The sequence below is a fragment of the Nocardia sp. NPDC060249 genome (assembly GCF_042728755.1).
GTDB lineage: Bacteria > Actinomycetota > Actinomycetes > Mycobacteriales > Mycobacteriaceae > Nocardia.
Genome location: NZ_JBHXAQ010000001.1, coordinates 348,513 through 370,589, shown reverse-complemented (window position 1 = coordinate 370,589; position 22,077 = coordinate 348,513). Strand labels below are relative to the sequence as shown.

Sequence of the window (22,077 nt, the reverse complement as noted above, 5' to 3'; positions counted from 1 at the left end):
TTGCGGTGACGAAGCATCCTCTGTGGGCAAACAACTCCTGGTGTGAGTGGGATGCAGACACCATAAGCGAACGGAACTCGGCATCCGCCCTGTCGACAGTGGTTTCGCAGAAGGCACATTGGTAGGACTCCATCGGGTGATTTTCTCGCGTCGCCGCTCGCAACGCGGCATCACCGCCGGTCCCGGCCGGAATGCCAGCACGGCGAGTTGCTGAACGGGATCTGCGGTAAGGGTGGCGGTATGGCGACCGGTGGCCACATGGCCCTGGCCGTAGCGTGACCTAGGCTTTTGCAGTGCCCAAACTCATGTTGTCCAACCCTCACTCCGACAAGACACTCGTGGTTTGGCTCGAACCGCACGGCGAGGACTACTGGACGAATCCAGGCGATGAACTCACCTTTGATTTCGCAGATGCCGACTATTCCGAAGACGTGATCGGCAAGGACAACGGGCACTTCCTCGTGTCGTGGCTGGACGAGGGCTTCGTGGTCTGGCCAGCAGCCCTCTACGGCAGCACTGTCCGCGATCGATCAGGCACCAAGCTCGATTGCGGACACCAACGCCCAGCACACGTGGACCTTGCCTGGCGAGAAGCCCGAAGCCTTAGGACACGCGACAATGGCCAGTAGCCCGTCACCTATGCACTGTGTTCAGGCGAGGGGCCCTCGGGTGAACTGCTGAACGGGCAGGGGCGAGGGTGTCCGCCTTGATCCTGCAGGCGCGGATGTTCGTCATCCCGTTCGACATCGGCAGTCAGCTGGGTATGCCGATCTCGCCGGGTGTCTTGCCGGTCCGGATCCACCGGAAGCTGGGATGGCGCAGCAGACCGTCGCCGCTGATCTCGCGGTACTCGATGTCGGCGACGAAGACCGGCTCGACCCAGCACGCGGTCCGCGCGACCGCCGTCGGCGGGGAGCCGTCGAGCGGGCTGGTCTCACGACGGACCTTGTCGAGCGCGGCGCGGATACTGCGCCGCGACGCCGCGGTGAAACCGGCCCTGGCCCCGCCGATACAGCGCAAGCGCCCGTCGAGGGTGCACCCGGCCAGGACCAGGCCGCCGAAGGTGGCGGTGTTGGCGCCGTTTCCGGGGACCGCGCCGACGATCACGGTCTCGGTCGTGTGCCGCAGACGACCTTCGTCCGCCCTGAGGAGCGGCGGCCCGGTTCATCGACCGAACTGTTGACCGGACCAGCAGACGACACCCCGCGGTCGGTGGCCTGAGTTCCTCCGGCTGCCCGGTAGACCTCTCCCGTGTAAATCGAGAGAGGTGGTGCGGAGTTGTTGAACCTGCACGTTGTTCTCGGATGCTTCTCCCGGATCGGCCTTGAAGAACTTCATCCGCTCGATCGCAGGCATCCACACTGCGGCGGTTCGATCCTTCTCACCGAAGTACTGGCTACCGAGTCAGTGTGGCCCCCGCAACAGGGCTAGGCGTCCCAGAACCGAGGCGCTCACTTGACTATGGGTGGTCGCAGTCACACCAGAAGATTAGCCAAAAGGCATGTCTCTGAGCAGCTCACGGGCGTGCTCCGATGGGGTTGGCCCCGAACCGGGCAGTGTCCGCAGTCGTCTCGTGGTGAATCCGCCGTCAGCCTCTTTACTTTTCGCGGTCACCGTCCGCACCGTGGTTCTGCCCGGTGCACTCAAGCATCTCCCCACCTCGCTGTACGCCCCGGCTGTGTACCACTGTCGGCGGATCTCCCAGTCGGGCTCACCAAAGAGCCAGCTCGGGTGGTCGGTGGTTTCCAGTGCGGATCAGCACATCGCCAGTACCGCGGACAGTCATGTGATCTCGACTTCGCAGGCGCAAGACCGTGCTGCTGATTCGCTCGTCCGACTGCGGTCCGGACCTGTCGAGCGCCGCTCGCCTCTCAAGACCGCGGTCGTAGCCGAGCGGCATCTGTACGGACACCTTGTGCCATTGTCAAGCGATGCAAAAGGTTCCAATTAAAATCATCATGATTTAAGCTGGTAGCGATGATTTCAAGGTTTTGAATCGACATAGATCGAAAGAAGTGGTTAAATCATCTGCGGGCGATGCGATCGTCCAGCAAGTTGGTTTGAACGATGTGGGGTTTAAGTCGTGGGGAATGATAGGGGCATCTACCGTCCGAGTGTGGACGTAGATGAAGGCCGTCGGCTCAGTGGTCGGCGTCGCGTATTCGTAGCACCTGATTCTGAGGTGATCTCTATCGATAAAGTGCGTGACGCGGTAGTGCGTTTCGCACTGATGCGTGGCGGTGGTGGGTAATTCAACACCCGGGTGAGGGTGTTTCTTCTGGTCTGTGACCAGGCTCGCTCGCTTCTGGCGCCAAAAGCGAGATCAGCCTGATTTTCTTGCCTGTCATCCGGGGTTTCTGCTTGTATTCCCGAGGCATGTGGCCAGATGCTGGAAATTGTTCTCTGATGTGCGTGACGTCTATTTGTGATGTCACGAGTTGTTTCATGTGCTGATGATGTCAAAGGGGAAGACTATGGGTCACGGACTCGAATTCATTGATGATGTTTTGGCTGTGGAGGGCGGGGGTGAATCTCGTGTAGGCTTTGTTGAGGGTGTCGCGGACGCGTTGTTTGCGGATTTGGATTACACAATTTCTCGTATGTGGGGAAACTCCCGAAAGGGAAAACTCTGGACGCACGTTGAAGCGCATGGTTTTGATCGTGAGCTTTACCGATTGCTGATGGTTCAGATCTATCACTACACCAGCCACAATGCGACCAATCAGGCTGTGGCCGCTTTCCGTGCTACGCCTGCGCAGTTGAGCCTGCTGAAGTTCGTTCTCGAGCATGCACGCGAGGAGCTAGGGCACGAGCGTATGGTGCTGCATGATCTACGGGCCGTCGGCCTTCTCGAGAAGGGACAGACGGTTGACGACCGTCCACTGCCGGCTACTGATGCGTTGATCGGCTACCTGTACGGGGTTGCGCTGCGTGAGGGGCCGATCGCCCGACTCGGATACTCCTACTGGGCAGAAGCGGTCTACGAGCACATCGCACCGCTCATGGCAGTGGCGCGAGAATCGCTGGGACTCACCGACCGTGACATGTCCTTTTTCGTCGCGCACGCCGAGATCGACACCAAACACGCAGATGAGGTGCGCGAAGCTATCCGAAAGTCCGTCCACACCCCCGAGCAAGCCGAGGGTGTTCTGCGGGTTGCGTCGACCACTTTGTCGCTGACGCATCTGCTGATGGACCAAGCCTTCGAGGCGTGGGAGGCGACTACGGCAGTCCCCGCATGACCCGCCTGGCAGTGCTCGAACACGCAGTACGGATGACGCCGTGTTCGGGTGCGGACCTAACTGTTGCGGCGGATTTCCGTGATCGAGTATTCCGCAGCAGGAGCAGTCTGCAGTTCGACAGAGCACTAGAGGACCGCATCGATCGGACGGCAATCCTGGTCGGGATTCTGACGGTCGGTGAAGACCTGGTCGCTACCGCGCGATCGACGAGGTTTCCGGATATCGAGTCCGTTTTAGACGGGCGGCAATTCGAGCGATTCGGTGTAGATTCTCACGTTGGTCGCCTAGCGGCCTCTCCTGGTGTAGCAAGCGCAAGATATGCACTTGCGATGCTCAGCCTGGGGGCTCTGTGGGTCAGCGAATCGACCGGCTATCGTCGATACATATCGTATGCGCACGAGAAATTGGTGCCACTTTATGTAGCAGTCGGAGCCTCGGATACCGGTGAGACAGTCTCCGTTCCAGGTCGTTCGGCAACCTACCACGTCGTGGTCGGTGACTACCGTAATGCGGCACAGATCGGGTGCGGATTACTCGGTATGTCACGAGCGGAATCGTACGAGGCTATCGGTACACCTCATCGCTCATACGCCGTCTGAGTATCGAATTACACAGCAGTAGACGATGAGCGCCTGGATGCTGATCGTCAGACCTCCACACGGGTGTGGTCTGCCTCGATCGCGCAACCTCGGGCAGGCCACACCCGGAGTAGAAAGATAAAAGAAAAATGACGAAACCGCGTATCTTCATTTACGGATATCACGGATGGAAGAACATAGGTGCCGAGGCACGACTGGTGTCGATGATCGAGAACATCAAAGCACGTGTTCCCGACGCTCACATCACCGCTTCGACATCCCATCCGAAGAATCTCGATTATCTCACCATCGCCGATGAGCGAGCGTATGTAAATCCGGCCTTTCACAAGCGGCGGGCAGCGAAACTTATCGCTGATTCGGACTTGATGATCCTTGCCGAGGGCAACATGCTGACCGACGAGTTCAGTCCCCTGATGGTAGAAATATTTACCCATGCCATGGAGGAAGCTGCCCGTCAAAAAGTCCTGGCGGTGGGTCTCGCTCTGGACTCGGGAACCCTCGCACCTCAACGACATGCGCGAGTCGCCTCCGCGTTGGACGGGCTCGATCTCCTCACTGTTCGGATCGACGGAGCCGCAGCGGCGTTGAAGCAACTCGGTGTGACCCGCCCGATCGAGGTGACAGCTGACTGTGCGCTGTCGATGAGCCCACCCTCCCCCGAGTTGTGCGAGGCCATGGCAGCACGGTTCGGATTCGGCTCGGCTCGCGTTCATGCCGTCGCACCTGTCGATTTCCATATGTGGCCGGCCAAGATCTCGCTCATAGGTCGACGTGAGGAGTATCTGCGCTGGCCGATCAAGGCCACCTGGGCAGACGGAGGGCGCGAGAAGACTGCTCAGCTCCTCTCCGACTGGGCCCGCTACATTCGGCATCTCCTCGCTGACAGGGAAACCGTCGTCCCCCTGGTAGTGATGGATCCCGCCGATCGACGCATCGTCGAGCAGTTGCGAAGCGAACTCGCCGTTCCCGACCGCACCCCGATAGTCGACGGAGCGGATCTGACACCACATCAGATGTCGGCGACGATGTTCTGGTTCGACACCGTCACAACCTCTCGCTACCACGCTCTCGTGCTGCCCCTCGCGCACTCGGTGCCGTTCATCGCCCTTGGACACGACACGAGGACACGGTTCATCGCCGACCAGTTCGGGGCGTCCGATGCATTCATTCGCTACGACGACCCACAGCGGGTCGAGAAGATGATCGCCGCACACAAGACGGTCCTCAGCGATATCGAACAACGGCGAACCCTGATATCTGAAGGTGTGCGGGAACTTCGCCAGGCTGACCAACGCAACTACGATCTCGTCGCAGAGATGCTCTCGTGAGTACGGAACCCGACATCGCAGACCAACTCACTCCACTACCCGCTCCGGAGGATGACGGGGCAGCGTCCAGAATTCCTCGAGGGGCACTCCCCCCGATCAGCCTGATCGCGACAACCGGCGAGCCAGTCGGGATCGATAAGCTCGGGTCGGGTCGCACCATCATCTACGTCTATCCGTTGACCGGGCGCGATGACATCGTTCTTCCCGAGGGGTGGCGCACCATCCCGGGGGCCGCTGGATGCACCGCACAAGCTTGCTCGTTCCGTGACCGCCACCAGGAACTGCTCGCGCACGGAATCACCCGTGTATTCGGGCTTTCCAGCCAAACCACGGACTACCAACGCGAGGCCGTGGCGCGCTTGCACCTGCCGTTTTCGATGCTGGCGGATCCAGATCTCCTCCTGGCCGAGTCCCTCAACCTCCCCACCTTCGAGGTCGAGCAAAAGCGCCTCTATCGGAGGCTGACCCTGGTGATCACAGACGGCCGGATCGATCACATCTTCTACCCGGTCTTCCCTCCTGCCGAGCATGCAGACCAGGTCCTGTCCTGGGCTGCGGAAAATCCGCCCATCCGAGGTGGTGCGAGAGCTGACGAACAGCCGCCGCGTAGCACCTCGACGCACAACGATTGATCCGGAGCACCCGATGACTTCGACTACTGCTCGCCGAGCTCTGTCTGCCTCGGTCGAAGTAGATGCTGATCCCCTCGCTGTTTGGGACGCGATATCCAATCTCCGCCGTATGCGGCAGTGGAGCCCGCAGTGCAGGATCATGCTTCCTCTCGGTCGGCTGAAGGCCGGGACACGCACCCTCAACATCAACCGAAAGGGCCGCACGTTCTGGCCGACCACTTCAACGATCCTCGTGGTCGAGGTCGGATCTCAGCTGAGCTTCCGTACTGACAGCAACCGGGCCGTGTGGACCTACCAACTCGACCGATCACCGTCCGGAACTCTTGTCACCTTGCGTCGAGATGCCAGTAGCCACACCCCGAGAGCGTCGGTATGGCTGGTCAACAATGTCCTGGGAGGTATCGAGGAATTCGACGAAACCGTTAGCGGCGGCATGAACGAGACCGTGCGACGGATCAAGCAATCCATCGAGGCTCAGTCGCGCCCCATCCAGCTCGGGGACCGAGCGTGAACCAGCTAGCTCGGCCGCGCTGTCGCCGGCGGTTCCTTGCCGCCGCGCTGGCGGTGGCCGGCCTAACCTTCGTCGCCACGCCTGCCCACGCCGACGACCGAGCCTTGCCAGGAACTGTGGTCGCGACCAGTCCTTTGGCAGACGACCTGCAATTGAACGGCTCCGACCGCGGGCTTCGCCTCACCTACTGGACCCAAGACTCAACCGGCCGGGCAGCTCAATCCAGTGGTGCGGTCTTCACACCGCGGGGAGCGGCGCCGCCACACGGATGGCCGGTTGTCTCTTGGTTGCATGGCACGGTCGGCCTCGGAGACGATTGTGCGCCTTCGACCGCCGGCCCAACTGATAGAGATCGCGACTTCACATACTTGAACGCCTGGTTGAACCACGGATACGCAGTTGTAGCCACCGACTACATCGGCTTGGGGACGCCAGGGGTCCACGCCTTCCTCGACGGCGCAGCCGAAGCACACGCCGCGATCGATATCGTGCGCGCAGCTCGGACCATCGACAGTTCCCTGTCAACCAGTTGGCTCGCGGTAGGCCAGTCACAGGGAGGTGGTGGTGCATTGTGGACCGCCACGATGGCAACCAAATACGCTCCAGAGCTCGACTATCGCGGTGTAATCGCAACTGCGCCCGCTGCGCAAGTCGTTTCGCTGTTGGCTGCCGCGGGACCTTCGGTACCGAATCTGGGCATGCCCAACCTGACTGTCTACACCGCCTACGCGATGCGTGGACTCAAACAGGCCCGACCAGATTGGGATCTGGACAGTTATCTGACTCCGCTTGGACGCAGGCTCGTCGATGATGCCGAGACGCTGTGTTTCCGAGCAATGGCTGAGCGGGTAGAAGAAATCGGAGTTGGCGAGCTTCTGATGCGTTCGCTCAGCGAGGGAGATTTTGCCGAAAGAGCGCACGAAGTGTTCGATGCGCCGATGGCTCCATACGATCGACCGGTCTTCATTGGGCAGGGCGCTATCGACAAGACTGTTCCGTTACCTCTGACGTTGGCCTTCATAACCCAGCTCCGAGTTAATGGCACGTTTCCTGCACTCCGTGTCTATCCGGGCAGTGACCACGGTGGCACAGTCGTGGCTGCCACGATCGATGCGATCCGGTTCGCAGAAGCGGTCACCAGATAGCTGCACTATGTTAGCTGAACCCGGCGGCAACCTCTGGACTCAATACGGCTGCTCAGGATGCTGCGGCGGACAATCCATGGAGTGACGACGACAGGTGTCACCGAGGCGGACAAAGCCGAGCATCTCTTCGAGGACAGGGGACGGCACGGAAAACAAAAGATTTGATGCAATCCGCTGGTAGCGACGGTTTTCTGTGCTCGGTTGCGGCATCTGCTGGTGGTGCTTGGCTTGGTGCCGATAGGGTTGTTCGGCGTGGTCGAGGGTCAGCGGCGTCAGGCCGGTGTCGTCGGAAGTCACTGCAATCGATCGATTTATCGACACCGATAAATCGAACGACACGACGCCACAGTCTCGGCGCACCTACACAGGTCCTGACAACTCATCCAAACCTCTCCCAACCGAACCGAGGCCACGACGACGACTGAGGCTCGACATCGCCGGTGAGCAAACAGTTCCTTGAGCAGGTGCCGATGGCGGGTGTTCGGAAAACGACCTTGGTCTCAAGCGGTCAATGCATCACCGCTGGTGAATGATGTCCGGTTGTGGAGGCGATGGTGCGTGTGGCTGGTAGTGAGTTCAGTGTTGAACAGCGAGAACGGATTTGGGACGGTTGGCGCGGCGGGGAATCACTCGGGGTGATCGCCGGTGTAGTAGGTAGCAGCCATCCGCAGGTCTCACGGTTTCTGCGTGTGAGTGGCGGGATCCGCCCGGTGTCTCGGTGTCGGCGTGCGGGTCATCTGTCTCTTGGTGAGCGTGAGGAGATCTCACGTGGTATCGCCGCAGGCCGCTCGGCCCGAACGATCGCCGATCAGATCGGGAGGTCATCATCAACGGTGTCGCGGGAGATCACCCGCAACGGCGGTCGAGAGGTGTACCGGGCCGCGGTCGCCGATGCGGCCGCCTATGAACGCGCGTTGCGACCGAAGCCCAGCAAGCTCGCCACTAATCCGGTGCTGCGAGAGATGGTCGCTGCGAAGCTGGGCGAGGATTGGTCGCCGCAGCAGATCGCGGGGTGGCTGCGACACTGCCATCACAGCGATGCGGTGCCGCGGGTCTCGCACGAAACAATCTACGGAGACCTGTATACGACGTCGCGGAAAGTGTTCGACCGCAATATGTTTCATTGCTTGCGCAGTGACCGCCCGTTTCGTCGGCCATTCCGCAAAGCCGGCTCGCAAGGGCGCGGCCGGATCCGGAACATGGTCTCCATTCATGACCGTCCCGTCGAAGCGGATACGCGCGAGTCGGCTGGGCATTGGGAGGGGGATTTGGTGTTCGGGATACGTCCCTCGGCGGTGGCGACACTGGTGGATCGGACCACGCGTTACACACTGGTTGTTGCGCTGCCCGAGGGGTACAAAGCTGATGCGGTCGCTAGGGCGCTTGGTCGGGTGCATGGGCAGGCTACCTGGACACATGCGCAGGTCGCTGACCTGGGATCGAGGCAGAGAAATGGCCGCTCACGCCGTGATCACAGATGAGCTGGCGATGCCGGTGTACTTCTGCGATCCTCATCATCCTTGGCAGCGCGGCACCAACGAGAACACGAACCGTCTTTTGCGTCAGTACCTTCACAAAAATGCCGACCTGTCTGCGTTGACCCAGCACGACCTCGACGAGATCGCCGAGAAACTCAACCACCGGCCCCGGCGGGTGCTCGACTGGGCCACACCCGCCGAGAGGTTCGCGGCCGCGCAAACACGCACAGCTGCGCCTGGTGGGCCGGTAGTGCCGACGCGGCTGAGACCTGTTGATATCGCTGAATTCTGACGTCATCGACGAGCACGTCTGCAACCTTGGTCGGTGAACGCACCCTCACGCCGAGAATGGGGCTCCTGGGATGCGTTCCGAGTAATCGATAAGGCGTGGTCTCAACGGTCATCTGCGCTGCTCGACCGAATCCTGACGACAGCACCAGCCGCACGAAGCGGGTGTGCGAGAGACTCCATCTCCACCAGAGTCCCTCGAAGTCCAATGCGCAGAAGGTTATCGGCCATGGCCCGCGCTTGCGGCAGCGAGAGCGACCGGACCTGGCGCAGCACGCGCATCACCGCGGCTGGCGTGGCGCTCCCGGCCGCTAGGTCGAGCACGCTGGGGCCGTTGGCCGCCAGGATCGCCGCGCGAACACTCGATGGCGGCGGCCCGAAATCACACTCGTACCACTCATTTCCACAGCTCGGGCAGGTTCCGTGAAGGTCCCACTCATGTCTCCCGCCCGCAAGAACCTCGACCACGGTGGCGTCGGCAAGTGTTCCACACGTGATGCAGTCCTTCGTGTAGGGAGCAGACTCGACCACGGTGTCCATGTGCCGAACCTAGATCGGAAGCCGATCAGAGGCCAACCATACGGAAAAGCCGCGACGCGGGCGTTCTGGAGCCGCCACGGGCTCGGCCAGCCAGTGCACGCACATGCCGCGTAGTGCGCTCAGGCGTGGAGGTACTCGCCCGCTATTCTGACGGCCAACGATGCGCTGACCGGTTGAGACCAAGGAAGACGTCAAGCAGTTCGAACAGGACCGCGAGGACGTGTTCTTCCTGATCCGTACTGAGTGGCGTCGTGAAGTCCCAGTCGGGCAGCGCGATCTGCTTGACCTGCGCCCACCAGACCAGGTTCGAACCGACCCTGTGGTGGTGATCCATCAGCCATTCGCGCCACCCGTCGAGGCACCGTCGGCCATTTCGGCGGGAGGCCATGTCGTAGCCCTCGATGTAGGTGACGACTCCACGCAGATCGGTGTAACCGATGTACATCCCCGGCCTCTTGGCGAACAACGCAAAGAACTCACGATCGGTTTGGTCGATCAGGTCCTTCACTGGCGAGTTGCGTGCAGCACCGTCGGCTTTCTCCACTCGCCGATCTTGCCGTAGTCCGGCCATCGACCGCTTGATGGAGCGGTTGCTCAGTGTGCTCGGCGTCGGTTGAGGGACCGGGACCGTTCGAAAAACGAACCTTGGTCTCGCCCGGTCAGGGCGACGGTGTCCGCGTTGATCCCGCAGGCGCGGATGTTCGTCAACCCGTTCGGAATCGGCAGTTAGCTGGGCACGCCGATCTCGTCGGGTGTCTTGTCGGTCCGGACCCCCCGAAAACTGGATGTCGCAGCAAACCGTCGCCGCTGAGCTCGCGGTACTCGACATCGGCGACGAACACCGACTCGACCCACCACACGGTCCGCGCGACCGCCGCCAGCGGGGAGTCATCCATTTCTTCGGCGTGCTTCCGGGATCGGAGTCAACCGGCCTGGTCGCTCCTCCCAGATGACGTCGATCATGGTGCGATGCACGCTCATCGGCAATTGCGAACGTTCCACCGATGCAGGCTTTCGGATCACGTCGCGCCGTTGATCTTTCGTCACGACCTCAGAGCCCCGCGCGGGTCGAGGCATCAGAAGGCATTCCGTCGCGAGTCGATCGCGGCACACCCATCGCTTGACCGAACACTGGTTCAGTCAAGTGTTACCAGTACGCATTCGTCCAGGTCGGCGGCAACTCGATACAACTCGGCATACTGGGCCAGCCGATCGAGAAGGTATTCGCGATCCCACGGTCCCTTATAGACACCGGATGCTTCCATCGCTTCAGCGTCGAACAGATGTGCAGCAGTCTCCAGACTGTTCTCCACATAGTCAGCTATGGCCCGCGCAGTAGTCGGGCGAACAAACCGAAGCGGACTCCCTTGCCCCGCAGTCGCACCCGAAGCGAGGAACTCCGCCCCGAACACTGCGATCTCCGCCAATCCGGCTGGATGGCGTCCTTCCTGCTTCCGGCGGTTTGGCGCAAGCAACCAGTACACCGCGTCCCACGCCCGCGTGGAGAACGTCCGGTCAAGAATGCCGGGCCGCTCCCTCACCATCTGGCGAGCGACCGGGGCAAGCTCCACCCAGATCGGGTCATCCCAGTACTGCGAATCGGCGCCATCACTGGTCGCCAAGCTGCTGAAGAACTGGATGGCGTTCTCGGCGGCCTCGCGATCACGCATCGCGCGTTCGAGCAGCGGGTCGTAAGGAACTGCCTGGTATCGAGCATCGAGGGCCATCCCCAGACCATAGGACTCAGCTCGAGCAGGCCCGTGGGCCACGGTCCGGGACTGGAACACCGCTTCTCGCCGTGTGCTGGCGAAGGTCGGGTTCACAGAGACTCAGCGGAAAGAAGTCTACGCGGTCCACGGGACCACTCTGTTCACCAACGAGACGGCTTTGACACACCCAAGAACAGGGCTTCGGAATTATCTCGACTGCTGTGCGCCGACGATGGCTCGGTACTCGTCGAGCAGGCGGAAGAAGGCATCCATCGCGGTCTCGCCCTCATCCAGGTGGTCTTCGATTGCCGTAGCCCAACCCAGGGCCAAACCCCACCCGTACTCCTTCTGCAGCCAACGTGCGAAGTTCCGGCTGGAGCCGAACGCGAACTCCTCTGGCACGGAATGTACTTGAACCGCGACACCGTAGCCGTGTAGCAGAATCTCGAGTTCCTGCAGTGACCCGCCGCGAGCCCACATCGTCGGCCGTGGCCGAACATTGTGGTCGAGGAACTCGTACACATCACGGCAATCAGCCAAAGGCTTGACCGACCGCTCCGGGCCGTCGGAAGAATGTGGGAGACTCGGCTTCATCACCTGCCCACTTCATCACGGATCCGGGTGGCCCGCTGTGCGCTCCGCGGCAAGTCAGTGGACCTTCTGGCCAACTGTCCGCAGTACCCAGGCAGCGCAGAAGGCGGGCTACGGTGCGGTACGTAGGTAGGCGTAGACGGTTTCGCGGCTGATACCGAAGTCGTTGGCCAGCGAAAATTTTCGGTTCGCTGGCGGCGGCACGGCAACGCAGTTGAGCGGTCTGCTCGGCGCCCAGCGCAGGTTTGCGGCCCTTGTAGGCGCCGCGTGCCTCGAGGATGGCTTCGTCATTACGTGATCAAACGTCCTGCACTTCCATCTTGGAGGTCGACACAGTCCTTCATCGGATCAGTTCGGACGGCACCCGAAGTTCGCGTGTGCATAGAGTTCGGCGACGGCGGCAAGATCGTCGCCTGTGGACGTGACGGCGATCGAGTCGAGAAGTAAGTCATAGTCCGAGCCGGTCTCGCCGTTGTATGCCGCGGTCATGCGCTGCGCCCGGCCTGGTCATCCAACCCAGCGATGCCCAGACACTCGACTTGTCGCCAGAGCGGTTCTCGGAGAGCCAGGTCCGTTCTGCTGCCAAAGACGACAGACGTCCACGACACCAGTTGGGATTGACCCTATCGCCGCTGGATTGATGCCGTGCAGGCTTGTCAGCAGCCCAGGGTCGTTGTAGTCGATCGCCTCAGGCACGCTGCCGATCGTAGGCCGTCGGGGGCGCGCAAATATGGTGGTTCGATCACGGCGAGCTGTTCACCAGAGTGATCAGGTGGCACTGTTCTCGACGACCTGGCGACTCAGAAACGAGCACTGCGGACAGTGACGGCCATCCGGCGGAGCCTGCCTCGTACCCGGCTGTCGGTGTCGGGCAACAGTTTCAAGCCGACCGTGTCCGCGATTCGGCCGGCAACCGCTGCCACCGGGGTCGTGTCGGTCCAGATATGGTCGGCGAACTCGGGCTTGCTCAGCTGCTCGAGACAGAAGTCGAGCCTGTCCACCGCGAACTGTTCTGCACGCAGCAACAGATCGCCCTGGCCGACTGCTCGCAGGATGGGAGCGAAGCCGAGTCCGCGATCGCGCAGACGATCCAGAACTGTTTCGCGGCGGGCCAGCAACGCGAAATGATGTACGTCGTGGCCCAATTCGCGTAGCCGTCCGACTGTCTCATCGAAGTATCGGGGGTCGGCGACAGTCATCGGAGCGAGTACCACTCCCTCGTGCGCGCGAAGTACATGGTCCAGTACCTCGAACACGCCTTGCCGCCAGCTCGGAAAGTCCTGGAAGTCGGCCCGGAGCCTGCGCGGCATCATTCGGTGCAGCCCGTATCCCACCATTTCCGGGTCACACACAACGCTGCCGGGAATCCTGCGGTGCAGCTCGAAGGCGGTCTGTGTTTTGCCCCCGCCGAAGGGACCGTTGATCCAAAGCAGCATGGCTACAACCTTATCCACGCCCGGTGGTCGGGGCTGTGAACGAACGGTGCAGCGTTCGTGGATGTGATGAGTAGGGTCTTTGCGGTGATCGTTGCTGTAGAAGGGCCGAGCGCTGCCGGGAAAACGACGTGGTGCCGGGCTACCGGGCTGCAATTCGTCGCCGAATACGCTCCCACAGGTAGCGAACCGGACGGATCCGAGCAGGCAGCGTACTGGGTGAGCGTGAACTCGCAGAGGTGGGCTCAGGCGCTGAAGCTGGAAGACTCCACCGGCGCCGCGGTCTGTGACAGCGACCCGCTGAAGCTGCACTACAGCTGGTGTCTGGCGGCTGTCGGCGCAGCGCCGTTCGCACGGTTCGAACACGAACTCGCCGCTGTCCGTGGAGCCTTCGCACAGAACCGCCTCGGCTTTCCGGACGTCGTGCTGTTGTCGATTCCCGATGCGCGGCAATTGGCGGCACAACGCATAGGCGACCAGACCCGACGTCGCCGTCATTTCGACCTCCATGCCCGGCTATCGGAACCGCTGGCCGAATGGTACGCAGCCGTGGAACGGCTTGATCGCGGCCGCGTCGTCGACGGCTTTCCGTCGGCACTCGACCTCGACGCGGTGGCGATCCCACGTCCGGATCGTCATGACATGGACCTGCTCGACGCCCTGGTCGATGAGCTCCCACCTCTCTGACGCGTCGGCGATCGACCCGAATCGCCGACTATGGTCGATGACTGCACGGTCGTCTCATCGTCGACCTCGACAGGATCGCGTTCGGACGCAAGTCCGGCGAGCGCATCACGAGTCAGTTTGCCGCCGAGTGCGCAGACGGGACGACGCCGAGTTGCTGCATCATTCCGAGTGTGTCCCAGGATGCCCAGCTTTCGATGATCTTGCCGTCCTGGAAGCGGTTGATGGTGATTCCCTGAACGACTGACGATTTGCCGGTGGCGGGCATGCCCATCAACTCGCCGTCGTTGGTTCCCGATCCCGTCCATCGGGTGGTGACGAAGTCGCCTTCGGCGATCTGTTCGTTGATCAGGAACCGTTGATCCGAGAAAGCGGCGAAATACATCTGCACGAGCCGTTTGATGCCGTCGGGGCCATGGACCTCGGCGAACGGGTTCTGCGGATCGTGGTTGATGCAGTCGTCGGCGATTATCTCGTCGAATACATCGAGGTCTCGCGAGTTCCACGCGTCGAAAATGCGCTTGGCTGAAGCCTTGTTCTGGTCTGACATGGCGTTTCCTAACTGGTAGTTACGCCGAACCGGCGGAGGGCTCGTAGTCACTACAGGCAGCCTTCGCCGCGCCCGGCGTTCAGCATGGTGTGACGCTGCCATTGCGGAGGATGCCCGCCTCGGATGGGCAAGCATCAGCTAGCCGCCGGGCGCCAACTTTGAAGCCGGTCTACGCAATAATTGTGCGCTCTTTTGGTCGGCAAGGTAAGGGGCGACAGCGAGAAAGCCGACGAGTGCCCGGGGCTGCCTCGTCCGCATCGATACCTCCCGCAGACGACACGAAGAATCCGATGACGTTCGGTGCGTGTCAGAATGCGCCCATGACCATCAAGTTCGACGCACTCGATGCCGCGTTGCTGGCCGAACTGGCCCGTGACCCGCGGGCGCCGATTCTCGAGCTGGCGCAGCGGCTCGGGGTGGCCCGCAATACCGTGCAGGCGCGGATGAAGCGGCTCGAGGCGTCGGGTGCCGTGCGGGGTTATCCGCCCGATATCGATGTGCAGGCGATCGGGTTCGCGGTGCACGCGTTCCTCGGCATCGAGCTCGATCAGAACAAGATGGATCCGATCATCGAGACGCTGCGCGGGTTCCCGCATGTTCTCGAGGTGCACGCCACCACCGGTCGCGCCGATCTGCTGGTTCGCATCGCCGCGCAGTCGCAGCAGGATCTCCTGGAGATCATCCAGCGGGTGCACGCCATCGACGGCGTGACCCACACCGAGACCATGCTCGCCCTGGCCACGCCGATCGGGTATCGGAGCCTGCCGCTCGTCGACCATCTGACGAATCGGCCGAATCAGCCGTGATGTGACCCAGGTCTCTCGTGCTCGAGCAGATTGACACATCCGACCCAGTGGTACAGATCACTTTTGAGCAGATTGATCAACTATTCCACTGACTGTTGACACCGATCGCCCCTCCACGGCACATTTCGCAGCACCGATAGCAAGTTCCTTCGTTGCGCAGCTCACGATCTGGGTTGTGGAAAGTGTGGTGAGGCGTTCATGACCACCGTCGTCTGTGCGACTGCCGGACCGTCGGCCGAGCAGGCCGCCGCACCCTACGACCTCGCCGATCGCTACCGCTCCGGCGCGGGCCCTGTGCTGCTGACCGGGGTCCAGGCCATCGCCCGGCTGCTGGTGGAACAGCACGTGCGCGATATCCGCGCCGGTCGCCGCGTCGCGACGTTCGTCTCCGGCTACCAGGGCAGCCCGCTGGGCGGGGTGGACAAGATGCTGCTCGGCATGCCGGAGGTGCTCACCGAGCACGACATCACCTTCGTCCCCGGGTTCAACGAGGAACTGGCCGCCACCTCGGTCTGGGGCAGCCAGGCCGAGCTGCCCGCCGGGCGCCCGACCCACGACGGCGTGGTCGGCGTCTGGTACGGCAAGGGGCCCGGCGTGGACCGCGCGACCGACGCCATCCGGCACGCCAATATGTACGGTGTGAATCCGCGTGGCGGCGTGCTGCTGCTGGTGGGCGACGACCCGGCCTCGAAATCGTCGACTGTGCCCGCGGTGAGCGAACGCTCGCTGGCCGCCATGGGTGTGCCGGTACTGTTCCCGCGCAATGCCGAGGAGATCATCACCCTCGGCATGCAGGGCATCGCGATGTCGCGGGCCTCGGGTTGTGTGGTGGCGCTGAAGATCGTCGCCGATGTGGCCGACGGGGCGTGGACGGTCGACGCGGGGGTAGCCGACCTCGCCGTGACGGTGCCCGAAGTGCAGTGGGAGGGAACGCCTTTCGTCTACCGGCAGCGGCCGATGGCGGCGCCCACCGACAGCGTGCTCGCCGAGGCGGATCTGTACGGGCCGCGCTGGGCGACGGTGCACGCGTACGGCGCGGCCAACGCTCTCGACGTCATCGAGGTGGACCCGCCCGAGGCGAGGATGGGAATCGCGGCCACCGGCACCACTTTCGACGCGGTCCGGCAGGCCCTGCTGGACCTGGGGGTCGACGAGGCGACCATGCACCGGGCCGGAATCCGGTTGCTGCGCATCGGCATGCCGTATCCGCTGGGCACGGCCGCGCTCACCGAGTTCGCCCGCGGGCTCGAGCAGCTGATCGTCGTCGAGGACAAGACCGCGTTCATCGAAACGCAGGTCCGCGAGATCCTCTACGGCACCCCGGACGCGCCGCGCGTGCTCGGCAAGCAGGACGAGCGCGGCGCGCGACTGATGCCGGTCGACGGCGAACTCACCGCCGGACGGCTGCTGGCGCCGCTGCGCCGGGTGCTGCGCGGGCGGGTGGAGCTGAAAAGGGCTGCTCCCCCGGCACTTCCGCTGGAGGTTCTCTCCGCCAAGCGCACCCCCTACTTCTGCAGTGGCTGCCCGCACAACCGCTCCACCGCCCTGCCCGACGGCTCGATCGGCGGCGGCGGCATCGGCTGCCACACGCTGGTCACCATGTCCGGGCGCACCGACAGCGCGGTCACCGGGCTGACCCAGATGGGCGGTGAGGGTAGCCAGTGGATCGGGCAGGCGCCGTTCACCGATCTGCAGCATCTGTTCCAGAACATCGGCGACGGCACCTTCTTCCACTCCGGGCAGCTGGCGATCCAGGCCTGTGTGGCGGCCGGGGTGAACATCACCTACAAGCTGCTCTGGAACGAGGTCGTCGCGATGACGGGCGCCCAGGACGTGGAGGGCGGGCTCACCGTCGCCCAGCTCACCCACAAACTCACCACCGAGGGTGTCCGCAAGATCGTCATCTGCGCCGATGAGCCGAAGCGCCACAGCAAGCGGGCACTGGCCAAGGGCACGGTGCTCCTGCATCGCGACCGGCTCGACGAGGCGCAGAAACTGCTGCGTGAGATCGAGGGCGTCACCGTGCTGATCTATGACCAGCACTGCGCCGCCGACGCCCGCAGGCAGCGCAAGCGCGGGACACTACCGGTCCGCAACACCCGGGTGGTGATCAATGAGGCCGTGTGCGAGGGCTGCGGTGATTGCGGCACGAAGTCGAATTGTCTGTCGGTGCAGCCGGTCGAGACCGAGTTCGGGCGCAAGACCCGCATCGATCAGACCTCGTGCAACACCGACTACAGCTGCCTGGACGGCGACTGCCCCTCGTTCGTGACGGTGGAGGTGGTCCCGGACAAGGGAAAAACCGAGCCCCGCAAGACCGTCGAGCCGCCGGCCGTGGCCGACCCGGGCGTGGACGCGCCGACCCGCACGCAGAACGTGCTGATCGCCGGAATCGGCGGCACCGGCATCGTGACGGTGAACCAGGTGCTGGCCACCGCCGCCCTGCGGGCCGGGTACGCGGTGGAGAGCCTGGACCAGATCGGCCTGAGCCAGAAGGCCGGTCCGGTGCTGTCGCACCTGCGTTTCTCCACCGCGGAATTGGAGCCGGCCAACCGGCTCACCCCCGGCAGCGCGGACTGCCTGCTCGCCGTCGACCTGCTGACCGCGACCGATCCCCGTTACCTCCAGTACGGCGACGCGGCGAGCACCGTGGCCGTGGCGTCGACGAGCCAGACCCCGACCGGCGACATGGTCTTCGACAAGTCGGTGGCCTACCCCGCGACGGACACGCTGCTGGATCGGCTTGCCACGGCGACGAATTCGATCCATCACTTCGACGCGCTCGCGGCGGCGCTGACCCTGTTCGGGAACACGGCGGCGGCCAACTTCCTGATCGTGGGCGCGGCCGTGCAGAACGGCGGGCTGCGCCTGCCGGTCGCGGCGATCGAGGAGGCCATCGGGATCAACGGTGTCGCGGTGAACGCCACCATCGCGGCGTTCCGATGGGGGCGGGTCGCCGTCGCCGATCCGGCGGCGTTCGCCGCCGCGGTCGAGACGAAGAACGCCCGACGTGCCCTGGTTGCTCCGGCAGAGTTGCTGGCGCACACCAGCTTCGAGGGCGAGGTGCGCCGAGTCGTAGAACTACGAGCGGCTCAGCTGATCGGCTACCAGAACGAGAAGGTGGCGCGCCGCTACCTCGAGACGGTCGAATCCGTGTGGGCGGCAGAGCGTTCCGTCACCGAGCGTACCGAGTTCAGTGAGGCGGTCGCGCGCGGGCTGTTCAAGTTCACGGCCTACAAGGACGAGTACGAGGTGGCCCGGCTACTCGTGGACCCGGACTTCCTCGCTGACGTGCGGGCCCAGGTGCCCGGTGGCGAGAAGCTCACCTACAAGCTGCATCCCCCGATGCTGCGCGCGCTGGGCCGGGACAAGAAGATCGGGCTCAGGCCGAAGTCGCATGTGGCGCTGAAGGTTCTGGCCAAGGGCAAGTTCCTGCGCGGCACCAAGCTCGACCCCTTCGGCTACGCCCACGTCCGCAAGGTCGAACGCGAACTGCTGGCCCACTACACCGCCACGGTGCGACGACTGGCAGACGCCCTGACTACCGAAAACTACGAAACAGCTACTGCGGCAGCCGCACTGACCGACGTGGTGCGCGGCTACGAAGACATCAAGCTCGCCAATGTCGAGCTCTACCGCGCCCAGCTGCGCGAGCTCGGCATCGACTCCTGACCGGCGACGTTGCCACCGAACCCACGGCACCAACCATCTCTTCGTCGGCTCGACCACGTCCCCATCGCCACGCGAACCCAGCCACTCCGACGCGATTGCGGCGGGTACCGCGCGACAAGTGGCTGAGCACAGCGCCACGCCGTAGCGCCGCGCCACCACTACGTCGCCGCACCAGCGGCACAACTGAAACTGCCGCGGACCCGCGGCACCACAACCCCGCGGCCCAGGGCACAACCCTGGTGCGCGGAACCGGAAAGGAAATCGACAGTGACCGTTGCGCACACCGAGGCAGGAGTCTTCGGCCGATCGCACGAGCTCAGTGCCCGCGCCCACGAGCAGGTCGTGTTCTGCGAGGACGACAGGTCCGGGCTGAAGGCGATCATCGCCATCCACTCGACCGCACTCGGCCCGGCCCTCGGCGGTACCCGCTTCTACCCGTACGCCGACGAATCCGCCGCGCTCCAGGACGTGCTGCGGCTGTCGTGGGGCATGACCTACAAGGCCGCTGCGGCGGGCGTCGACCTCGGCGGCGGTAAAGCGGTGATCATCGGCGATCCGGCCACGCTGAAGAGTACCGACCTGCTCGCCGCCTACGCGCGTTTCGTCGAAACCCTCGGCGGCCGCTACATCACCGCCGGTGACGTGGGCACCGACACCGACGACCTGGACGTCATCGGCCGGCACACCCGCCATGTCACCGGCCGCAGTGTCGGCGCGGGCGGCAGCGGTGACAGTGCCCGGCTGACCGCGCTCGGCGTGTTCCACGCGATGCGGGCAGGCGCCGAATTCACCTGGGGCGCACCGACCCTGGCCGGTCGAACAGTCGGCGTCGAGGGCGTCGGCAAGGTCGGCCGCGAACTCGCCGCCCTGCTGCTCGCCGACGGCGCCGAGGTCTGCGTCACCGATGTGAACGAGGCGGCGCTGCGGCGCGTCACCGACGAACTGCCCGCCGTCCGGCTGCTGTCGGCAGTGTCCACCGCGCCGGTCGACGTGTACGCCCCGTGCGCGATGGGCGCCACCCTCACCGCGGCGAGCGCCGCGACGATCGAGGCGAAGCTGATCTGCGGCGCGGCCAACAACCAACTCGCGACACCCGAGGTCGAGCAGGCGCTCACCGGCCGCGGCATCACCTGGGTGCCCGACTTCGTCGCCAATGCCGGTGGCCTCATCCAGGTGGCCGGTGAACTGCGCGCCGCCACGCCGACCGAGGTCGAAGCCGAGGTCGCCGACATCTACCCGCGCTGCCGCGAGATCATCGCCGCCGCCATCACCGAGGGGATCGGAACCGGCGCCGCCGCCAACCGATTCGCCGAGCGCCGTCTCGATGCCATTCCGAGGTCGCTCTGATGATGAACAAGAGCAGCCTGTTCCGCACCAAATCGGTCGAACAGTCGATCCGTGACACCGACGATCCGGAGGCCAAGCTCCGCAAGGATCTGACGGCGAAGGACCTGACGATCTTCGGTGTCGCGGTGGTGATCGGCGCGGGCATCTTCACCCTCACCGCGCGCACCGCGGGCACCGTGGCGGGGCCCGCGGTCTCGCTGGCCTTCGTCTTCGCCGCGATCGCGTGCGGGCTCACCGCCCTGTGCTACGCGGAGTTCGCCTCGACTGTGCCGGTGGCGGGCAGCGCGTACACCTTCGCCTACGCCACCTTCGGTGAGGTGATCGCCTGGATCATCGGCTGGGATCTGATCCTGGAGTTCGCGCTCGCGGTGTCGGTGGTCGCCAAGGGCTGGTCGCAATACCTCGGCGAAGTGCTCGGCTCATCGGCGCCGGTGCTGCACCTGGGCACGGTGAAGTTCGACTGGGGCGCGGTGGTGATCATCGCGGTGGTCGGCGTGCTGCTGGCCACCGGCACCAAGTTGTCGTCGCGGGTGTCGGCCATCGCCGTCGCGATCAAGCTGGGCGTGATCGCGCTGGTGCTGGTTGTCGGCGCGACCTATTTCAAGCCGTCGAACCTGACCCCCTACATCCCGCCGGCGCAACCGTCGGAGAAGGCCGAGGGGATGCACCAGTCGCTGTTCGCCTTCCTCACCGGCTCCGGCGGTACCAGCTACGGCTGGTACGGGCTGCTCGCCGCGGCCAGTCTGGTGTTCTTCGCCTTCATCGGCTTCGACGTGGTCGCCACCACCGCCGAGGAGACGCGCAATCCGCAGCGCGACGTCCCGCGCGGCATCCTGGCGTCGCTGGCGATCGTGACGGTGCTCTACATCGCGGTCTCGCTGGTTCTCACCGGCATGGTGTCCTACACCGAACTCGCCGACGGCAACGCCACCTTGGCCACCGCCTTCGCCATCCACGGCGCGACCTGGGTGAAGAACATCATCGCCATCGGCGCGCTGGCCGGGCTGTCGACCGTGGTGATGGTGATGTTCCTCGGCCAGACCCGGGTGCTGTTCGCCATGGCTCGCGACGGTCTGCTGCCCCGTGGTCTTGCGCAGACCGGCAAGAAGGGCACGCCGGTTCGGCTGACCGTGCTCGTCGGTGTGGTGTGCGCGCTGCTGGCCGGTTTCGTCGAGTTCGGCACGCTGGAGGAGATGGTCAATATCGGCACGCTGGTCGCCTTCGTCCTGGTGTCGATCGGGGTGCTGGTGCTGCGCCGCACCCGCCCGGATCTGCCGCGCGGATTCCGCGTCCCGTTCGTCCCGGTGGTACCCGTCCTCGGCGCCCTGGCCTGCGTGTGGCTGATGGTCAACCTCTCGATCGAGACCTGGCTGCGCTTCGCGATCTGGATGGCACTCGGTGTCATCGTGTACTTCGCCTACGGTCGCAGGCACTCGGTCCTCGGTCGCGGGCAACCGGATTCCGCGGAACCGGAGCTGACACCGGTCCGATAGACCCGCTGCAGACCCGAGGCCCGGCGGTT

The 22,077-nt window shown here is 63.8% G+C and carries 22 protein-coding genes; 13 read left to right on the top strand and 9 right to left on the bottom strand.

Annotated features, from left to right (window positions below; translation table 11 throughout):
- The first annotated feature begins 293 nt into the window (after positions 1-293).
- Positions 294-629, top strand: coding sequence for a hypothetical protein (locus tag ACFWFP_RS01670; protein WP_379292608.1), 336 nt, complete (start codon positions 294-296; stop codon positions 627-629).
- Between the two features lie 124 nt (positions 630-753).
- Here ACFWFP_RS01670 and ACFWFP_RS01665 read toward each other — a convergent pair whose 3' ends face one another.
- A complete protein-coding gene (locus ACFWFP_RS01665) occupies positions 754-1,107 on the bottom strand; it encodes a hypothetical protein (RefSeq protein ID WP_379292607.1) in 354 nt (117 codons plus the stop codon).
- Positions 1,108-2,474: 1,367 nt separating this feature from the next.
- On the opposite strand from ACFWFP_RS01665, the gene ACFWFP_RS01660 reads away from it, so the two are divergent.
- From ACFWFP_RS01660 to ACFWFP_RS01640, 5 genes are all read left to right on the top strand, one after another.
- Positions 2,475-3,242, top strand: coding sequence for an iron-containing redox enzyme family protein (locus ACFWFP_RS01660; RefSeq protein WP_379292606.1), 768 nt, complete (start codon positions 2,475-2,477; stop codon positions 3,240-3,242).
- Positions 3,243-3,969: 727 nt separating this feature from the next.
- A complete protein-coding gene (locus ACFWFP_RS01655) occupies positions 3,970-5,169 on the top strand; it encodes a polysaccharide pyruvyl transferase family protein (RefSeq protein WP_379292605.1) in 1,200 nt (399 codons plus the stop codon).
- Positions 5,166-5,801 carry a peroxiredoxin gene (locus ACFWFP_RS01650; protein ID WP_379292604.1) on the top strand — a complete coding sequence of 212 codons (636 nt, stop codon included), beginning with the start codon at positions 5,166-5,168 and terminating at the stop codon, positions 5,799-5,801. The genes ACFWFP_RS01655 and ACFWFP_RS01650 overlap by 4 nt, the downstream gene beginning before the upstream one ends.
- Complete coding sequence (locus tag ACFWFP_RS01645) at positions 5,698-6,312, top strand: SRPBCC family protein (protein WP_379292603.1); 615 nt, start codon at positions 5,698-5,700, stop codon at positions 6,310-6,312. Before ACFWFP_RS01650 ends, ACFWFP_RS01645 begins: the two co-directional genes overlap by 104 nt.
- Positions 6,309-7,457: a lipase family protein gene (locus tag ACFWFP_RS01640; RefSeq protein ID WP_379292602.1), complete on the top strand. Its 1,149-nt coding sequence runs from the start codon at positions 6,309-6,311 to the stop codon at positions 7,455-7,457. The genes ACFWFP_RS01645 and ACFWFP_RS01640 overlap by 4 nt, the downstream gene beginning before the upstream one ends.
- A gap of 39 nt (positions 7,458-7,496) precedes the next feature.
- On the opposite strand, the gene ACFWFP_RS01635 is transcribed toward ACFWFP_RS01640, so the two are convergent.
- A complete protein-coding gene (locus ACFWFP_RS01635; protein ID WP_379292601.1) occupies positions 7,497-7,796 on the bottom strand; it encodes a hypothetical protein in 300 nt (99 codons plus the stop codon).
- 212 nt (positions 7,797-8,008) lie between these two features.
- Between ACFWFP_RS01635 and ACFWFP_RS01630 the strand changes: the two genes are divergently transcribed.
- A complete protein-coding gene (locus tag ACFWFP_RS01630) occupies positions 8,009-8,938 on the top strand; it encodes an IS30 family transposase (protein ID WP_379293719.1) in 930 nt (309 codons plus the stop codon).
- A complete protein-coding gene (locus ACFWFP_RS01625) occupies positions 8,910-9,227 on the top strand; it encodes an IS30 family transposase (RefSeq protein ID WP_379292600.1) in 318 nt (105 codons plus the stop codon). The genes ACFWFP_RS01630 and ACFWFP_RS01625 overlap by 29 nt, the downstream gene beginning before the upstream one ends.
- Positions 9,228-9,905: 678 nt before the next feature.
- Here the strand turns inward: ACFWFP_RS01625 and ACFWFP_RS01620 are convergent.
- The 6 genes from ACFWFP_RS01620 to ACFWFP_RS01595 all read right to left on the bottom strand — a co-directional run bounded on the left by ACFWFP_RS01620 (position 9,906) and on the right by ACFWFP_RS01595 (position 13,499).
- Positions 9,906-10,307 carry a hypothetical protein gene (locus ACFWFP_RS01620; RefSeq protein ID WP_379292599.1) on the bottom strand — a complete coding sequence of 134 codons (402 nt, stop codon included), beginning with the start codon at positions 10,305-10,307 and terminating at the stop codon, positions 9,906-9,908.
- A gap of 160 nt (positions 10,308-10,467) precedes the next feature.
- Positions 10,468-10,659 carry a hypothetical protein gene (locus ACFWFP_RS01615; RefSeq protein WP_379292597.1) on the bottom strand — a complete coding sequence of 64 codons (192 nt, stop codon included), beginning with the start codon at positions 10,657-10,659 and terminating at the stop codon, positions 10,468-10,470.
- Between the two features lie 240 nt (positions 10,660-10,899).
- Positions 10,900-11,490, bottom strand: a complete 591-nt coding sequence (locus ACFWFP_RS01610) for a DUF1877 family protein (RefSeq protein WP_379292596.1) — start codon at positions 11,488-11,490, stop codon at positions 10,900-10,902.
- A 189-nt stretch (positions 11,491-11,679) separates the two neighbouring features.
- Positions 11,680-11,874: a hypothetical protein gene (locus ACFWFP_RS01605; protein WP_379292595.1), complete on the bottom strand. Its 195-nt coding sequence runs from the start codon at positions 11,872-11,874 to the stop codon at positions 11,680-11,682.
- A 537-nt stretch (positions 11,875-12,411) separates the two neighbouring features.
- Positions 12,412-12,552, bottom strand: coding sequence for a hypothetical protein (locus tag ACFWFP_RS01600; RefSeq protein WP_379292594.1), 141 nt, complete (start codon positions 12,550-12,552; stop codon positions 12,412-12,414).
- A 311-nt stretch (positions 12,553-12,863) separates the two neighbouring features.
- On the bottom strand, positions 12,864-13,499 hold the full coding sequence (locus tag ACFWFP_RS01595) for an AAA family ATPase (protein WP_379292593.1): 636 nt from the start codon (positions 13,497-13,499) through the stop codon (positions 12,864-12,866).
- A 66-nt stretch (positions 13,500-13,565) separates the two neighbouring features.
- On the opposite strand from ACFWFP_RS01595, the gene ACFWFP_RS01590 reads away from it, so the two are divergent.
- A complete protein-coding gene (locus ACFWFP_RS01590; protein ID WP_379293718.1) occupies positions 13,566-14,183 on the top strand; it encodes a hypothetical protein in 618 nt (205 codons plus the stop codon).
- A 112-nt stretch (positions 14,184-14,295) separates the two neighbouring features.
- Here the strand turns inward: ACFWFP_RS01590 and ACFWFP_RS01585 are convergent, their stop codons facing one another.
- Entirely contained in the window at positions 14,296-14,781 is a 486-nt protein-coding gene (locus ACFWFP_RS01585; protein ID WP_379292592.1) for an ester cyclase, read from the bottom strand.
- Between the two features lie 269 nt (positions 14,782-15,050).
- On the opposite strand from ACFWFP_RS01585, the gene ACFWFP_RS01580 reads away from it, so the two are divergent.
- The 4 genes from ACFWFP_RS01580 to ACFWFP_RS01565 all read left to right on the top strand — a co-directional run bounded on the left by ACFWFP_RS01580 (position 15,051) and on the right by ACFWFP_RS01565 (position 22,048).
- Positions 15,051-15,536 carry an Lrp/AsnC family transcriptional regulator gene (locus tag ACFWFP_RS01580; RefSeq protein WP_379292591.1) on the top strand — a complete coding sequence of 162 codons (486 nt, stop codon included), beginning with the start codon at positions 15,051-15,053 and terminating at the stop codon, positions 15,534-15,536.
- A gap of 198 nt (positions 15,537-15,734) precedes the next feature.
- Positions 15,735-19,208 carry an indolepyruvate ferredoxin oxidoreductase family protein gene (locus ACFWFP_RS01575; protein ID WP_379292590.1) on the top strand — a complete coding sequence of 1,158 codons (3,474 nt, stop codon included), beginning with the start codon at positions 15,735-15,737 and terminating at the stop codon, positions 19,206-19,208.
- Positions 19,209-19,475: 267 nt separating this feature from the next.
- Positions 19,476-20,555 (top strand): Glu/Leu/Phe/Val dehydrogenase dimerization domain-containing protein, encoded by a 1,080-nt coding sequence (locus ACFWFP_RS01570; RefSeq protein ID WP_379292589.1) that lies wholly within the window; start codon positions 19,476-19,478, stop codon positions 20,553-20,555.
- On the top strand, positions 20,555-22,048 hold the full coding sequence (locus tag ACFWFP_RS01565; protein ID WP_379292588.1) for an APC family permease: 1,494 nt from the start codon (positions 20,555-20,557) through the stop codon (positions 22,046-22,048). The genes ACFWFP_RS01570 and ACFWFP_RS01565 overlap by 1 nt, the downstream gene beginning before the upstream one ends.
- Positions 22,049-22,077: the final 29 nt, after the last annotated feature.

Coding starts and splice junctions, on each gene's coding strand:
- ACFWFP_RS01660 (WP_379292606.1), top strand. CDS start 2,475: ATGGGTCACGGACTCGAATTCATTGATGATGTTTTGGCTGTGGAGGGC.
- ACFWFP_RS01625 (WP_379292600.1), top strand. CDS start 8,910: ATGGCCGCTCACGCCGTGATCACAGATGAGCTGGCGATGCCGGTGTAC.
- ACFWFP_RS01590 (WP_379293718.1), top strand. CDS start 13,566: ATGAGTAGGGTCTTTGCGGTGATCGTTGCTGTAGAAGGGCCGAGCGCT.
- ACFWFP_RS01610 (WP_379292596.1), bottom strand. CDS start 11,490: ATGGCCCTCGATGCTCGATACCAGGCAGTTCCTTACGACCCGCTGCTC.
- ACFWFP_RS01575 (WP_379292590.1), top strand. CDS start 15,735: ATGACCACCGTCGTCTGTGCGACTGCCGGACCGTCGGCCGAGCAGGCC.
- ACFWFP_RS01580 (WP_379292591.1), top strand. CDS start 15,051: ATGACCATCAAGTTCGACGCACTCGATGCCGCGTTGCTGGCCGAACTG.
- ACFWFP_RS01655 (WP_379292605.1), top strand. CDS start 3,970: ATGACGAAACCGCGTATCTTCATTTACGGATATCACGGATGGAAGAAC.
- ACFWFP_RS01595 (WP_379292593.1), bottom strand. CDS start 13,499: ATGCTGCTTTGGATCAACGGTCCCTTCGGCGGGGGCAAAACACAGACC.
- ACFWFP_RS01630 (WP_379293719.1), top strand. CDS start 8,009: ATGGTGCGTGTGGCTGGTAGTGAGTTCAGTGTTGAACAGCGAGAACGG.
- ACFWFP_RS01615 (WP_379292597.1), bottom strand. CDS start 10,659: ATGGATGACTCCCCGCTGGCGGCGGTCGCGCGGACCGTGTGGTGGGTC.
- ACFWFP_RS01565 (WP_379292588.1), top strand. CDS start 20,555: ATGATGAACAAGAGCAGCCTGTTCCGCACCAAATCGGTCGAACAGTCG.
- ACFWFP_RS01645 (WP_379292603.1), top strand. CDS start 5,698: ATGCAGACCAGGTCCTGTCCTGGGCTGCGGAAAATCCGCCCATCCGAG.
- ACFWFP_RS01600 (WP_379292594.1), bottom strand. CDS start 12,552: ATGACCGCGGCATACAACGGCGAGACCGGCTCGGACTATGACTTACTT.